At 72.7% G+C, this 13,075-nt stretch carries 14 protein-coding genes; 8 read left to right on the top strand and 6 right to left on the bottom strand.

Annotation, left to right across the window (positions count from 1 at the left end; translation table 11 throughout):
• Positions 1-34: 34 nt before the first annotated feature.
• From RYJ27_RS12490 to RYJ27_RS12480, 3 genes are read right to left on the bottom strand one after another with little or no spacing between them, the layout of a single operon-like run.
• The gene (locus tag RYJ27_RS12490) at positions 35-1,225 is read right to left on the bottom strand and encodes an acyl-CoA dehydrogenase family protein (protein ID WP_330170619.1); all 1,191 of its coding nucleotides are present in this window, start codon (positions 1,223-1,225) and stop codon (positions 35-37) included.
• A 2-nt stretch (positions 1,226-1,227) separates the two neighbouring features.
• Positions 1,228-2,115, bottom strand: coding sequence for an amidohydrolase family protein (locus RYJ27_RS12485; protein WP_330170618.1), 888 nt, complete (start codon positions 2,113-2,115; stop codon positions 1,228-1,230).
• 51 nt (positions 2,116-2,166) lie between these two features.
• A complete protein-coding gene (locus tag RYJ27_RS12480; protein WP_330170617.1) occupies positions 2,167-3,099 on the bottom strand; it encodes an SDR family NAD(P)-dependent oxidoreductase in 933 nt (310 codons plus the stop codon).
• 92 nt (positions 3,100-3,191) lie between these two features.
• On the opposite strand from RYJ27_RS12480, the gene RYJ27_RS12475 reads away from it, so the two are divergent.
• Both RYJ27_RS12475 and RYJ27_RS12470 read left to right on the top strand, forming a co-directional pair.
• Positions 3,192-3,650, top strand: coding sequence for a MarR family winged helix-turn-helix transcriptional regulator (locus RYJ27_RS12475; RefSeq protein WP_330170616.1), 459 nt, complete (start codon positions 3,192-3,194; stop codon positions 3,648-3,650).
• A 51-nt stretch (positions 3,651-3,701) separates the two neighbouring features.
• The gene (locus RYJ27_RS12470; protein ID WP_330170615.1) at positions 3,702-4,106 is read left to right on the top strand and encodes a glucose-6-phosphate dehydrogenase; all 405 of its coding nucleotides are present in this window, start codon (positions 3,702-3,704) and stop codon (positions 4,104-4,106) included.
• Positions 4,107-4,130: 24 nt separating this feature from the next.
• Here RYJ27_RS12470 and RYJ27_RS12465 read toward each other — a convergent pair whose 3' ends face one another.
• The 3 genes from RYJ27_RS12465 to RYJ27_RS12455 all read right to left on the bottom strand — a co-directional run bounded on the left by RYJ27_RS12465 (position 4,131) and on the right by RYJ27_RS12455 (position 7,477).
• A complete protein-coding gene (locus tag RYJ27_RS12465; RefSeq protein ID WP_330170614.1) occupies positions 4,131-5,345 on the bottom strand; it encodes an MFS transporter in 1,215 nt (404 codons plus the stop codon).
• A gap of 80 nt (positions 5,346-5,425) precedes the next feature.
• Positions 5,426-6,607, bottom strand: a complete 1,182-nt coding sequence (locus tag RYJ27_RS12460) for a 4-hydroxybenzoate 3-monooxygenase (protein WP_330170613.1) — start codon at positions 6,605-6,607, stop codon at positions 5,426-5,428.
• 117 nt (positions 6,608-6,724) lie between these two features.
• A complete protein-coding gene (locus tag RYJ27_RS12455; protein ID WP_330170612.1) occupies positions 6,725-7,477 on the bottom strand; it encodes an IclR family transcriptional regulator in 753 nt (250 codons plus the stop codon).
• Between the two features lie 599 nt (positions 7,478-8,076).
• Between RYJ27_RS12455 and RYJ27_RS12450 the strand changes: the two genes are divergently transcribed.
• The 6 genes from RYJ27_RS12450 to pcaC all read left to right on the top strand — a co-directional run bounded on the left by RYJ27_RS12450 (position 8,077) and on the right by pcaC (position 13,074).
• The gene (locus RYJ27_RS12450; RefSeq protein ID WP_330170611.1) at positions 8,077-9,000 is read left to right on the top strand and encodes an IclR family transcriptional regulator; all 924 of its coding nucleotides are present in this window, start codon (positions 8,077-8,079) and stop codon (positions 8,998-9,000) included.
• 83 nt (positions 9,001-9,083) lie between these two features.
• Positions 9,084-9,947, top strand: coding sequence for a protocatechuate 3,4-dioxygenase subunit beta (gene pcaH, locus RYJ27_RS12445; RefSeq protein ID WP_330170610.1), 864 nt, complete (start codon positions 9,084-9,086; stop codon positions 9,945-9,947).
• Positions 9,947-10,525, top strand: coding sequence for a protocatechuate 3,4-dioxygenase subunit alpha (pcaG, locus tag RYJ27_RS12440; RefSeq protein ID WP_330170609.1), 579 nt, complete (start codon positions 9,947-9,949; stop codon positions 10,523-10,525). Before pcaH ends, pcaG begins: the two co-directional genes overlap by 1 nt.
• Positions 10,515-11,900 carry a lyase family protein gene (locus tag RYJ27_RS12435; protein ID WP_330170608.1) on the top strand — a complete coding sequence of 462 codons (1,386 nt, stop codon included), beginning with the start codon at positions 10,515-10,517 and terminating at the stop codon, positions 11,898-11,900. Before pcaG ends, RYJ27_RS12435 begins: the two co-directional genes overlap by 11 nt.
• Positions 11,897-12,676 (top strand): alpha/beta fold hydrolase, encoded by a 780-nt coding sequence (locus RYJ27_RS12430; RefSeq protein ID WP_330170607.1) that lies wholly within the window; start codon positions 11,897-11,899, stop codon positions 12,674-12,676. Before RYJ27_RS12435 ends, RYJ27_RS12430 begins: the two co-directional genes overlap by 4 nt.
• Entirely contained in the window at positions 12,673-13,074 is a 402-nt protein-coding gene (gene pcaC / locus RYJ27_RS12425) for a 4-carboxymuconolactone decarboxylase (protein ID WP_330170606.1), read from the top strand. Before RYJ27_RS12430 ends, pcaC begins: the two co-directional genes overlap by 4 nt.
• Position 13,075: the final 1 nt, after the last annotated feature.

Genomic DNA, 13,075 nt, shown 5'->3' with positions numbered 1-13,075 from the left:
TGTGTGTCTCTCTTTCGTGGATGGATGACGCGGGTCAGACGAATGCCGACTCGCCGGTCAGGGCGCGGCCGACGATGAGGGCGGTGATCTCGTGCGTTCCCTCATAGGAGTAGACCGCCTCGGCGTCGGCGAAGAACCGGGCGACGCCGTGCTCGAGCAGCAGCCCGTTGCCGCCGCACACCTCGCGCGCGAGCGCGACGCTGCGTCTGGCGAGAAGCGCGGTCTGCATCTTCGCGAGCGCGGAGTTCTCGTCGGCGAACTCGCCCGCGTCCTGGCGGGCGGAGAGCTGGACGACCATGCCGAGCGAGGACGTCAGATTGCCGAGGATCCGGGCGAGCTTCTCCTGCACGAGGGCGAAGCCCGCGACGGGGCGCCCGAACTGCGTCCGTTCGCGCGTGTACCGCCCCGCGGCATCCAGCGCTCCCGCCTGCAGCCCGGTGGCGATCCAGGCGACGTCCGAGCGCATCGCGCGCAGGATGCGGGCGACGTCCCGCCACCCGCGCACGTTCTGCAGCCGGTCGGTCTCGGGGACGCGGACGTCGTCGAGGCGGATCGCGGCGTTCTGCATCGGCCGCAGCGCGATCTTGCCCTCGATGGGCGTCACCGTGACGCCGGGGCTGCGCCGGGGGACGAGGAAGGCGAGCACGTCGCCCGTCTCGGAGTCGCGAGCGAAGATCGCGAGGGTGTCGACGGCCGCGGCGGCACCGATCCATCTCTTCGCCCCGCTGATGATCCAGTCGTCGCCGTCCCGGCGGGCGGTCGTCTCCATGCCGCCGGCGATGTCGGAGCCGTGGTCGGGCTCGGTCAGCGCGAATGTGCCGGTGAGGCGGAACGAGGCGATGAGCGGATCGAGGCGTGCCACCTGCTCGGCGGAACCGCCGAGCGCGACCGTCGTGCGGAACAGCCCGGACTGCGCGTTATAGAGCGTCGCGACCGACACGTCCGTGCGCGCGAGGACGTAGTTGCGAAATCCCGAGAACATCGAGCTGCGCGCCTCGGCGTCGGAGACGCCCGCGGGGCGCATCAGGTCGAGGGGGCCGAGTTTCTCCCACACTTCGGCGGGCATCGTCGCGCTGTCCCACGCATCGGCCAGGAGGGGGCGGATCTCGCTGTCCAGGGTGCGCTGGAGGGCGCCGAGGGCGTCGCGCGCGGGAGCGCTGAGGTGGGTCTGCGCGAATCCGTACGGGTCGATCCCGAACGTCGCGTCCGACTCGAGGGCCGGCATGCTCAGCCCCCGAGGCCCAGCAGCCTGGCGGCGTTGTCCTTCATGATCCCCGGCATGACCTCCGCCTTGAGCGTCGTCTTCTCGGCGTCCGCGATCCAGCGGTCGGGTGTCAGCAGCGGGAAGTCGGAGCCGAACAGGATCCGGCGCTTGAGGTAGGAGTTCGCCGCGCGCACGAGCTGGTCGGGGAAGTACTTGGGGCTCCAGCCCGACAGGTCGATCCACGTGTTGTGCTTGTGCGTCGCGACGGAGAGGGCCTCGTCCTGCCAGGGCACGGAGGGGTGCGCCATGATGATCTGCAGATCCGGGAAGTCGGCCGCCACGCCGTCGAGCAGGATCGGGTTCGACAGGGCCAGCTTGAATCCGCGGCCACCGCGCATGCCCGCGCCGATGCCCGTCTGACCCGTGTGGAACAGGGCGACGACGCCGGCTTCCTGCAGCGCCTCGTAGAGGGGGTAGTACGCCTCATCGCTCGGATCGAACCCCTGCACCGTGGGGTGGAACTTGAACCCCTTGACGCCGTGCTCCGCTGCCAGGACGCGCGCGCGCTCCACCGCCGCGAACCCCGCGCGGGGGTCGACCGACCCGAAGGGGATCAGGACGTCGTTGTTGCGGGCGGCGCCGTCCGCGATCTCCTCGCTGGAGAGGGCGGCATGGTGCAGCTGCGTCTGCGCGTCGACGGTGAAGACGACCGCGGCCATCCGCCGCGCGCGGTAGTAGTCCGCGACGGCGTCGAGGTCGGGCCGGTCGATGCCGGCGCTGAAGTACTTCGACGCGGCCTCGACGAGGTCGGGCGGCAGCGACGAGTGACCGTGCGCATCGACCTCGATGTGCACGTGCACGTCGATGGCCTCGATCGCGTCGAGATCGATCGCGGGTTCGTAGCGGGTCATCTCGTCTCTCCTCCGGACCGCGGGGTCACGTCGTGCTCACCGGGCGCCGGCTCACCGACCGGGCGCGGGGCGCTGCAGGTCCTCGGGCAGCGGCGGGAACGACTCGCCCACGCTCTGGAGGGATCCCTCGGTCACCGCCGGGAACTCCGCCTCGAGGGCGGGGACGTCCCAGCCGCCGTCGTGGTACGCGGTCACGACCGGCTCCGGGTGGGACCAGACCTGCAGGCGGTCGCCGCCCACGCCGATCGCCTGCCCCGTCACGCCCGCAGCGGCGTCGGAGGCGAGGTAGGCGACGATGCCCGCGGCATCCCGAGAGGTGCCGAACCCGAGGTCGTGGCGGAAGAACGCCGGCATCGCCTCGCCGCGGGAGTCGGCCTCCATCGCGGCCGCGAAGTAGGGGATCGTCGCGGTCATCGCCGTGGCGGCGACGGGGATCACCGCGTTCGCGGTGATGCCGGCCTTCTTCAGCTCCAGTGCCCACGTGCGCACCATGCCGACGATGCCGGCCTTCGCGGCGGCGTAGTTGGTCTGGCCGAAGTTGCCGCGCTGCCCCGTGGGGGACCCGATGCAGATGATCCGCCCGGCGACCCCGTTCTCGCGCATGTACGTAGCCGCCGCGCGCACGCAGGTGAAGGTGCCGCGCAGATGCACGCCGATCACGGTGTCGAAGTCGTCGTCCGTCATCTTCCAGAGCGTCCTGTCGCGAAGGACGCCGGCGTTCGTGACGAGGATGTCGAGGCCCCCAAAGGTGTCGACGGCGGCCTTCACGAGGGCGTCGGCCGTCTCGGTCGGCCCCACGGGGGCGACGACCGCGGTGGCCCTGCCTCCGGCGTCGGTGATGGATGCCACGGCGGATGCCGCGGCGGTCTCGTCCATGTCGTTGATGACGACGGCGGCGCCCTGGTGCGCCAGTTCCTGCGCGTAGGCCAGCCCGAGCCCGCGGCCGGACCCCGTGACGATAGCGACTTTGCCCTCGAGTGACATGGAGGTACTCCTTCGTTTGCCTGAGATCAGGAAAGCATCAACTGTTGAGATTGTCAATCATTGTTGGCGTTGACCTTTGCTATCGTTCGACCATGACGGAAACCGGGAGCGCGCGCGACCTGCGCGACGATCTGAGCTTCCTGCTCGCCCGCGCGAACGCCCTCTCGCTCGCGAGCGGCAACGCCGCGCTCGCGGCGCACGGACTGAAGGTGCGCTCCTACTCCGTGCTGGCCCTCGCCGTGGGCGGCGGTCGTCCCTCGCAGCGAGAGATCGCCGAGTATCTGCGGCTGGATCCGAGCCAGGTCGTCGCGCTCGTGGACGAGCTCCAGCGGCGCGGAGCGATCTCGCGGGAGTCCGACCCGAACGACCGGCGGGCCAATGTCGTCGTCGCGACCGACGCGGGGCGTGCGCTGTTCGCCGACGCGGAGAAATCGGCGCGTGAGGCGGAGCGGGAGATCCACGCCGAGCTGGACGACGCGGAACGCGACGTACTCGTCCGCCTGCTGGGACGGCTCGCCTTCCCCGGCTCGGGGGAGCCCCGCGCGGGCTAGCCTGGACAGTGGCGCCTCACCCGACGGCGCCGCCACCGTCCGGAGGTTCCCGTGAAGATCACCGCGACATCCGACTGGCGCGATGCGCTGTCGTACGACGTGCCCGTCCTCGTCGCCGACGTGGTGCCGGGAGACCCCACCCGCTGCGCGCTCTGCGGACTCGACGCGGTCCCGCTCGAGCGCACGGCGCTCTGGGCCGTCAAGCACCGCAACCCCAAGAACCACGCCGGCATCGTGCGGTTCTACTGTCTGGCGCATCGACCGGAGCCCCCGCGCCAGGTCGAACCGCCCGCCGCGCCGGCGCGCGCGGCCCGAGCTTCGCGCGCCGCGGGGGCGCGGGCGCGCACGACCCCCCGCGCCCCCGTTGCCGAGAAGGCGGCGCCCGTCTGCCCCACGTGCTTCGTGGAGGTGCCCGCGACGGGCGTCTGCGGCATGTGCGGCGAACGCATCGCCTGATCGGTTCACCGGCGGCCGCGCCCGTCAGGTGCGGAGCGGCCGCGCATCGAAGACGTAGCGCTCGCGTCCGGCGAAGATCCCCGTCGCCGACTGGGCGACGAGCGTCAGTGCGAGCAGGGCCAGCGACCAGGACCACGACCCCGTGACGGTGTGCACCCAGCCGAAGACGACCGGGCCGACGGCGGCGACGATGTAGCCCACCGACTGCGCCATGCCCGACAGGGCGGCGGACGAGTCGTGGTCGCGTGCGCGCTCCGCCATCAGCGTGAGCGACATGCTCAGCGAGGCGCCCGAGGCCAGCCCCACCGGCAGCACCCAGAACGCGATGCCGGCCGGGGCGATCAGGAGCCCGAGCACGCCGACGACGCCGAGCACCGGGAGCATCGCCGGCACGAAGCGCCGGGCGCGCCCGCGAAGCAGCACGGGGACCACGAACGGGCCGGCGATCGTGAGCAGCTGGTAGGTCATGACGTCGAAGCCGGCGACGAGCTCGCTGCGGCCGATCGACATCGAGATGCTCGCGAGCCAGGTGAGCATCATGTAGAAGGTGGCCGCCTGGAGCCCCATGTAGGCGGCCACGAGCCAGGCCACGGGATCGGTCCAGATGCCCCGGCGCGACAGGCCGTCGCCGGGCGCGGCGAGATGCGCGGCGTGATGACCGCGGGTGGCCAGTGCCCACGCCGCCATGGCGAACGGCAGCAGGGCCGCGCCGCTGACGAGCAGGGCGATCCGCCACCCCGTCGACTCGTCGCCGAGCGCGGACAACGGCACCGCCACCCCGGAGGCGATCGCGCCGACGCCCCCCAGGAGCGCCGTGTAGAGGCCCATCATGACCGGAACGCGTGCGGGGAAGTCGCGTTTGACGACGGCGGGCATGAGCACGTTCGCGATCGCGAGCGCGACGCCGATCAGTGCGGTGCCGATCCACAGGCTCGCGACCGGGCCGGGCAGGGAGCGGACGAGCGTGCCGACGAGCAGGAGCGCGAGGGAGGCGAGGACGACCCGGGACATCCCGAAGCGCCGGGAGAGACGGAGCGCGAACGGCGAGACGAGCGCCCACGCCGTGAGCGGTACGGCGGCCAGCAGGCCCAGCGTCGCGACGGTCAGGCCGGTGTCGGTGCCGATCTGCTCCAGCAGCGGCCCGACCGCGGTGATCGTCGGTCGCATGTTCGCGGCGACGAGGCAGACGGCGACGACCAGCAGGATGATGTCGGTGGACGTCCGCCGTTGAGTGGTCACGAGCACCGGACTATACCGCTCCTCGCCCGTCGCGCAGCGCGGAGCGCCCATCCACCGGGAGCGCGCCGCGCGCCGTGGGCTCAGTCCTCGAACGGCCAGCCCGTGTACGCCTCGGCGAGGTACGTGCGGCCCGCCTCGGACTCGACGACGCTTCGCAGCTCGCCGACCTGTCGCCGCCGATCGAAGTCGGAGGCATCCGGTGCGACGTGGAGCATGCTCGTCATCCACCAGGAGAAGTGCTGCGCCTTCCAGATGCGGCGCAGGGCCTTCTCGGGGAAGGCGTCGATCGCGCGCTCGTCGCCGTCCTCGAGCAGCGCCCGCAGCGCCTTCTCCAGGAGCAGGACGTCGGCGATCGCGAGGTTCATCCCCTTCGCGCCCGTGGGCGGGACGGTGTGGGCGGCGTCTCCGATGAGGGCGACCCGGCCCCGGCGGAGCTCGTGGGCGACGAAGCTGCGGAACCGGAGGACGTCCCTCTGGAAGATCCGTCCCTCCTTGAGCGTGGTCCCCGGCACGCGCGACTGCAGGGCGTCCCAGAGCTCGGCTTCGGACGGCGCGTGCGGATCCGCGCCGGGATCGCACTGGAAGTACATGCGCTGCACCGTCGCGCTGCGCTGGCTGATGAGCGCGAATCCGTTGGGCGAGTTGGAGTAGATCAGCTCCTCGGAGCTGGGCGGCGCCTCGCACAGGATCCCGAACCACGCGAACGGGTACTCGCGGAAGTATCCGCCGGTGGACGAGCCGGTCACGGCGGCGCGCGCGATGCTGCGCGATCCGTCGGCTCCGACCACGAAGTCCGCCTCGATCTCGAGGGACGTACCGTCGGCATCGGAGGCGACGACGCGGGGGCGCGCGGTCTCGGCATCCTCGATGCGTTCGGCCGTGACGCCGAAGCGCAGGTCCTGCCCGCCGGCCAGGCGCGCGGCGATCAGGTCCTTGAGCACCTCGTGCTGGGGGTACAGCCAGACGCTCCGGCCCGTCAGGGAGGGGAAGTCGATGCGGTGCCCCTCGCCTTCGAAGCGCAGCTCTATGCCGTCGTGACGGTGACCGCTGGTGAGGACGCGATCGGATGCCCCGCTCTCGTCGAGCACGCGCACGGTGCCGTGCTCGAGGATCCCGGCGCGGATCGTTGATTCGATCTCGTCGCGGGTGCGCGAGTCGATCACGACGGACTCGATGCCGGAGGCGGCGAGCAGGTGCGAGAGGAGCAGGCCGGCGGGGCCCGCTCCGACGATCGCGACGCGGGTGCGGAGGGTATTCGTCATGGGTCGTCTCCTTCGACGGCGGATGCCGCGGTCCATGATGCCGGGACCGGGCGGTACGAGGCGCGCGGTGGCCCGTTCAACGGGTGGCGTCTTGCGGGGTGGAATGCTCTCCCGGCCTCACGGCGCGGCGAGGGCGCTCTCGATGCCGGCGGCGGCTCGTCGCAGTTCGTCGACGGCGCCGGCCGTGGGGGCGTCTCGGGGCAGGACCACGGCGAGCGCCGCGATGACGGGGCCCCGTCGCCCCTCTCGCACGGGGACCGCGACCCCCGTCGACACGGTCTCCACGGTCCCCGGGGCGATGACGAACCCCTCTCGGCGCACGCGCTCGAGCTGGGTGCGCAGCACCGCGGCATCCGTCTGGGTCTCGGCGGAGAGGGCGCGCAGGCGCTGCGAGAGCACGCGCTCCCGGAGCGCGGGGGACGCGTGCGCGAGAAGGACGAGCCCCGCGGAGGAGGCGTGCAGGGGCAGGCGGCCCGCGATGCGGGTGATGTTGGCTCCCGCCAGCGGGTGCGAGAGGCGTTCGATGAAGAGCGCCTCGTCCTGTTCCAGGACGGCGAGCTGGGTGTGCTCGCGCACGCGTGCCTGGACGCCCTCCATGAAGGGCAGAGCCGCCTGTCGCAGGCGCAGGGCGAGCGAACCCCGGAGCGCGAGCTCCCACAGCCGCATGCCGAGGCGCACGCGGCCGTCCTCGTCGCGTTCGAGCAGACCGGACGCGGCGAGCTCCGCGACGATGCGCTGAGCCGTCGAGGAGGGCAACGCGGCGCGTCGCGCGATGTCGGCGATCGTCTGCACGGTGCGGTCGGCGTCGAAGGTCTCGAGCACGCGCACGATGCGCGCGGTCATCGAGTCGCCGGAGGGCGAGTTCGCCATGCCCCACACTCTCTCACGCGCTCCCCTCGTCCCCTCGTCCCCTCTTCCCCTCGTCCCCTCGTCCCCTCGTCCCCTCGTCCCCTCTTCCCCTCGTCCCCTCGTCCCCTCGTCCCCTCGTCCCCTCGTCCCCTCGTCCCCTCGTCCCCTCGTCCCCTCGTCCCCTCGTCCCCTCTTCCCCTCTTCCCCTCGTCCCCTCGTCCCCTCGTCCCCTCTTCCCCTCGTCCCTCGTCCCCTCTTCCCCTCGTCCCCTCGTCCCCTCTTCCCCTCGTCCCCTCTTCCCCTCGTCCCCTCTTCCCCTCGTCCCCTCGTCCCCTCTTCCCCTCGTCCCCTCTTCCCCTCGTCCCCTCTTCCCCTCGTCCCCTCTTCCCCTCGTCCCCTCTTCCCCTCGTCCCCTCTTCCCCTCTTCCCCTCGTCCCCTCTTCCCCTCTTCCCCTCGTCCCCTCTTCCCCTCTTCCCCTCTTCCCCTCTTCCCCGGCGCTCCCCTGTCGGATATCGACGCTCGCGGGGTGCACGAGGGTCGATATCCGACAGGGGAGGACCGGGCGGGTGAGGGCGGTGCGGCGGCGCGCCGCGGTACGTTCGAGGGGGAGGGGTGCGGGATGGAGCAGGGCGACGGGGCGGGTGCGGGCAGGGATGCCGGGGCTGGCGCGGGCGACGGGGCGGGTGCGGGCAGGGATGCCGCGGCGGGCGCGGACGCGTCGGGCGCGGGCGACGGGGCGGGTGCGGGCAGGGATGCCGGGGCTGGCGCGGGCGACGGGGCGGGCGCGGGCAATGGCGCGGGCACGCTGGCGCGGGCCATGTCGGTGCTGGCGTGCTTCGGCGACGACGACCCCGCGCTGACCGCCGCCCAGCTGGCCGCCCGCACGGGGCTGGCGTCGTCGACGACGCACCGGCTCGTCGCGCAGATGCTCGAGCACGGTCTTCTCGCGCGGGCTCCGGGGCACCGCTACACCGTGGGGGCGCGGCTCTGGGAGCTCGGCGAGCTCTCTCCCCTCGCACTGCGCCTGCGGGAGACCGCCCTGCCCCACATGTCGCGCCTCTACGACGCGACCGGGGAGAACGTCCACCTCGCCGTGCTGGATGCACCCACGCCGGAGGAGGCCGCCGCGCTCTACGTGGGACGGCTCTCGGGGCAGGCGTCGTATCCGACGCTCAGCCGGATGGGCGGGCGCCATCCGCTGCACACGACCGGTGTGGGCAAGGCCCTGCTCTCCACGCGGGACGAGGAGTGGATGCGGCGGTACTTCTCCGTGCCGCTCCAGCGCGAGACGACCTATTCCGTCACGACCGAGCCGCAGCTGCGCGCCGACCTGCAGCGCGCGAGGGCGCGCGGGTACGCGATGACCCGCGAGGAGATGACGCTCGGCAACGTCTCGGTGGCGGCGCCGCTCGGTCGCGTCGAGGGGCTGCCGAGGGGGGCGCTCGGCATCGTCGTGCGGCTGGAGAGCGCCGACGAGCGCCGGCTCGGCCCTCTCGTCGTGCAGGCCGCGGCGGACCTCACGCGCGCGCTGCGGAGTTCGTAAGAATCCCATTCAGTGGGAATGGTGCCGGGATGCCGCGGCGCGGCGCGTCATCCTGGAGGCACGTCCTCGTCGAAGGAGACACGATGTCCACACCCGCGAGCCCCGACGCGGCCAACCCGGCCGATTCGCACGCGACCGCCGCGAAGCAGTTCGCGGCTCCCGAGTCCCTGCTGGCCGCCCCCGATCAGGCGACGCAGCGGCAGATCACGCAGGAGATCCGCGACATCCACGCCGACGTAGAGCGTCGGGTCGCCGCGGGCGAGAGCGTGCCGACCACGCTGTTCGACTTCCCGCCGTATCGCTCGAGCGTGCTGCGACACCCGACGAAGAACCCCCGCCTGGTGGACCCCGAGACGATCGAGCTCTACTCGCCCGCCTTCGGTCAGCGCGATGTGGCGGCGATCGAGTCCGACCTCACGCTGCAGCACGCCGGCGAGCCCCTCGGCGAGCGCATCACGGTCACCGGGCGGCTGCTCGACTCGTGGGGGCGCCCGCTCGCGAACCAGCTCGTCGAGATCTGGCAGGCGAACGCCGCGGGGCGCTACATCCACCAGCGCGACCAGCACCCCGCGCCGCTCGACCCGAACTTCACCGGCGCCGGCCGCACCGTCACGAACGACCAGGGCGAGTACTTCTTCACGACGATCAAGCCCGGCCCGTATCCCTGGAAGAACCACGTCAACGCGTGGCGACCCGCCCACATCCACTTCTCCCTCTTCGGGTCGGGCTTCACGCAGCGCATCATCACGCAGATGTACTTCCCGGGCGATCCGCTCTTCGCGCTCGACCCCATCTACAACACCATCCGCGACCAGCGGGATCGGGACGCGCTCATCGCCGCCTACGACCACGACCTCACGGTGCCCGAGTTCTCGATGGGCTACCGATGGGACATCGTCGTCGACGGTCCCGACGCCACCTGGTTCGAGCCCGAGGGAGAGCACTGATGACCACCCGCACCCCGCGCGAGATGGGTCCGCGCACCCTCGCGCCCACCTCCGGACAGACCATCGGTCCGTTCTTCGCCTTCGGCCTCGTCTATCCCAAGATGCACGAGGTCGCCTTCCCTCACACGCCCGGCGCGATCGTGCTCGGCGGGACCGTCCTCGACGGCGACGGATCGGCGATCCCCGACGCCCTGGTGGAGATCTGGGGGGCCGACAGCGACGGATCGGTGCCCGCCGCCCGGGGATCGCGCAGACGCGACGACCACACCTTCACGGGCTTCGGTCGCGCCGCGACGACAGATGACGGCCACTATGAGTTCTGGACCCGCAATCCGGGGTCGGTCGACGGCGAAGCCCCTTTCTTCTCCGTCGTCGTGTTCGCGCGCGGCCTGCCCAACAAGCTCCACACGCGCATCTACCTCCCCGACGACGAGCAGGCGCTCGCCGCGGATCCCCTGCTGTCGCAGCTGAGCCCGGCCGAGCGCGATACGCTCATCGCAACACGCACGCCCGAGGGCCACCTCGTGCACGACATCTGGCTGCAGGGCGAGAAGGAGACCGTCTTCCTTGCCTTCTGAGTCCCCCCTCGCCGAGGATCCCGCTGCCGCCAGGGAGCCGCTCGACGAGGGGCTGCTCTCGCCGGTGAGCGTGGGCCACGACGGCGACGTGACGGATGCCGCGGTCCTCCGCGCGCTCGTGAGCGCGGAAGTCGCGTTGGCCCGCGCGTACGCGCGGACGGGCCACGCGCCGCGCGAGACCGTCGCGCAGATCGACCGTGCCCTCGACTGGCGCGGCACGGAGGAGGGGTGCGTCGGCCATGGGCTCGACGTGGCCGGGATCGCCGGGGCGGCGGTGGCGGGCGGCAATCCCGTCATCCCCCTCGTCGGCGCGCTGAAGGCCGCGGTGCCGGAGGGGTCGAGGCTGTGGGTGCACCGCGGCGCGACGAGCCAGGACATCCTCGACACGGCGCTCATGCGGGTGGCGGCCTCCGCCTCCGCCCGAGTCGCCTCCGCGCTGCGGGAGACCGAGCGCTCGCTGGCCGGGTTCGCCGGGGCGCACCGCGACACCCTCACCGTCGCGCGCACGCTGACGCAGCACGCCGTGCCGACCACGGTGGGCCTTCGGGCCGCCGGCTGGCTGGGCGGCGTGCGTCGAGCCCGGCGGCGGCTCGATGCCGCCCGTGCGGCCCTTCCCGCCCAGCTGGCGGGCGCGGGCGGCACCCTCGCGTCCTTCGTCGAGATCACTGGATCGCCCGCCGCGGCCCTCGAGCTGACGGCAGCGTTTGCCGCGGAGGCGGGCCTGGCCGTTCCCGACGCCCCCTGGCACACCCACCGCTGGCCGGTCACCGAACTGGGCGACGCGCTCGTGCAGGCGGTGGATGCCGTGGGCAAGATCGCCGCCGACGTGGCGACGCTGTCGCGCACCGAGGTCGGCGAGCTCGCCGAGGGGGCGGGCGGGGGCTCCTCGGCGATGCCGCAGAAGCAGAACCCCGCGGCATCCGTCCTCATCCGCTCCGCCGCGATCCGGGCGCCCCAGCTGGGCGCGACGCTTCATGTCGCGTCGGCCCTCGCCGTCGACGAGCGCCCCGACGGCGCCTGGCACGCGGAGTGGCCGGCGCTGCGCGAGCTGCTGCGGACGGCGCGCGGCGCGACCGCCCACGCCGCGGCCCTCGTGGCCGGCCTCCGCGTCGACGACGCGTCCGTGGCGCGCAACCTCGCCACCACGCGGGGGCTCGTGCTCGCCGAACGCCTCTCCCTCGTGCTCGGACCGCTCATCGGAGAGCAGCGCGTGGCGGAGATCGTCGCGGCCGTGGCGCGCGGCGACGACCTGGGCGATCGCGTGCGGCGGCTGCCGGAGGCGGCGGCGCTCGACATCGACGGGCTGCTCGACGCCGCCGGCTACACCGGCGCCGCGGCATCCCTCACCGACCACCTTCTCGAGGAGCAATCATGACCGTCCCCGCCATCCGCATGACCGAGCCCGTGGGGCCGGCCGGAGCGCCGCTCGTCGTGCTCGGCCCGTCCTTGGGCACCTCCGCGATCCTGTGGGAGGACGTCGTGCCGCTGCTCGCCGCCGACTACCGGGTGTGCGCGTGGGACCTGCCCGGCCACGGCGACGCCCCCGCCGCGACCGAGCCGTTCACGGTCGGCGAGATCGCCGACGCGGTGGCGGCGGCGGTGGCCGAGACCGGCGCCGATCGCATCCTGTACGCGGGGGTGTCCCTCGGTGGGGCGGTCGGGCTCGAGCTCATGCTGCGCCACCCGCGCCTCGTGGATGCCGCGGCGATCGTCTGCTCCGGAGCGAAGCTCGGCGACGAGGAGGCCTGGCGCGAGCGCGCGGCCCAGGTACGCGCGCAGGGCACGTCGAGCCTCGTGACCGCGTCGGCCGGTCGTTGGTTCGCCCCCGGGTCCCTCGAGCGTCGCCCCGAGATCGGCGGACGCCTGCTGCACGCGCTGCGGGACACCGACGACGAGAACTACGCGCTCTGCTGCGAGGCGCTCGCGGTGTACGACGTGCGCGATCGTCTCGCCCGCATCGAGGTGCCCGTCGCGGCCGTGTGGGCCGAGTTCGACGCCGTGACGCCCGAGGCGTCGGCGGTGGAGATCGCGGAGGGCGTGCGGGACGGACGCGTCCTGCGCATCGACGACGCCTCACACCTCGCGCCCGCAGAGCAGCCGGATGCCGCGGCCGTGCTCCTGCGCGGGTTCTTCGCGGAGGCGGCACGATGAGCCGGCCGGAGGGAGAGGGCCTGACCGACGGCGGCCGGTGGCAGCAGGGCATGGGCGTTCGCCGCGAGGTGCTCTCCGATGCGCACGTCGACCGCGCCGTCGCGAACACGACGGATCTGACCGCCGACTTCCAGGACTTCATCACGCGCGTCGCGTGGGGCGACGTCTGGTCGAGGCCCGGCCTGGACCGGCGGTCGCGCTCGGTGGCGGTGCTCACGGCGCTCATCGCGCTCGGTCACCACGAGGAGCTGGTGATGCACCTGCGTGCCGCGCTGCGCAACGGGCTGACGATCGATGAGGTGAAGGAAGTCATCCTGCAGTCCGCGGTCTACTGCGGGGTGCCGGCGGCCAACACCGCCTTCCGGATCGCGGGCGAGGTCTACTCCTCCGAGGGCTGAC

This window comes from Microbacterium limosum, from assembly GCF_036324365.1.
GTDB classification, from domain to species: Bacteria; Actinomycetota; Actinomycetes; order Actinomycetales; family Microbacteriaceae; genus Microbacterium; species Microbacterium limosum.
The sequence above is the reverse complement of the archived record's forward strand: the minus strand, read 5'-3'. Positions and strand labels throughout refer to the sequence as shown.

What these genes read in the sequence shown, in the direction of transcription:
- pcaC (WP_330170606.1), top strand. Translation starts at nt 12,673, where the DNA reads ATGAGCCGGCCGGAGGGAGAGGGCCTGACCGACGGCGGCCGGTGGCAG.
- pcaG (WP_330170609.1), top strand. Translation starts at nt 9,947, where the DNA reads ATGACCACCCGCACCCCGCGCGAGATGGGTCCGCGCACCCTCGCGCCC.
- RYJ27_RS12460 (WP_330170613.1), bottom strand. Translation starts at nt 6,607, where the DNA reads ATGACGAATACCCTCCGCACCCGCGTCGCGATCGTCGGAGCGGGCCCC.
- RYJ27_RS12450 (WP_330170611.1), top strand. Translation starts at nt 8,077, where the DNA reads ATGGAGCAGGGCGACGGGGCGGGTGCGGGCAGGGATGCCGGGGCTGGC.
- pcaH (WP_330170610.1), top strand. Translation starts at nt 9,084, where the DNA reads ATGTCCACACCCGCGAGCCCCGACGCGGCCAACCCGGCCGATTCGCAC.
- RYJ27_RS12480 (WP_330170617.1), bottom strand. Translation starts at nt 3,099, where the DNA reads ATGTCACTCGAGGGCAAAGTCGCTATCGTCACGGGGTCCGGCCGCGGG.
- RYJ27_RS12455 (WP_330170612.1), bottom strand. Translation starts at nt 7,477, where the DNA reads ATGGCGAACTCGCCCTCCGGCGACTCGATGACCGCGCGCATCGTGCGC.
- RYJ27_RS12485 (WP_330170618.1), bottom strand. Translation starts at nt 2,115, where the DNA reads ATGACCCGCTACGAACCCGCGATCGATCTCGACGCGATCGAGGCCATC.
- RYJ27_RS12490 (WP_330170619.1), bottom strand. Translation starts at nt 1,225, where the DNA reads ATGCCGGCCCTCGAGTCGGACGCGACGTTCGGGATCGACCCGTACGGA.
- RYJ27_RS12475 (WP_330170616.1), top strand. Translation starts at nt 3,192, where the DNA reads ATGACGGAAACCGGGAGCGCGCGCGACCTGCGCGACGATCTGAGCTTC.
- RYJ27_RS12430 (WP_330170607.1), top strand. Translation starts at nt 11,897, where the DNA reads ATGACCGTCCCCGCCATCCGCATGACCGAGCCCGTGGGGCCGGCCGGA.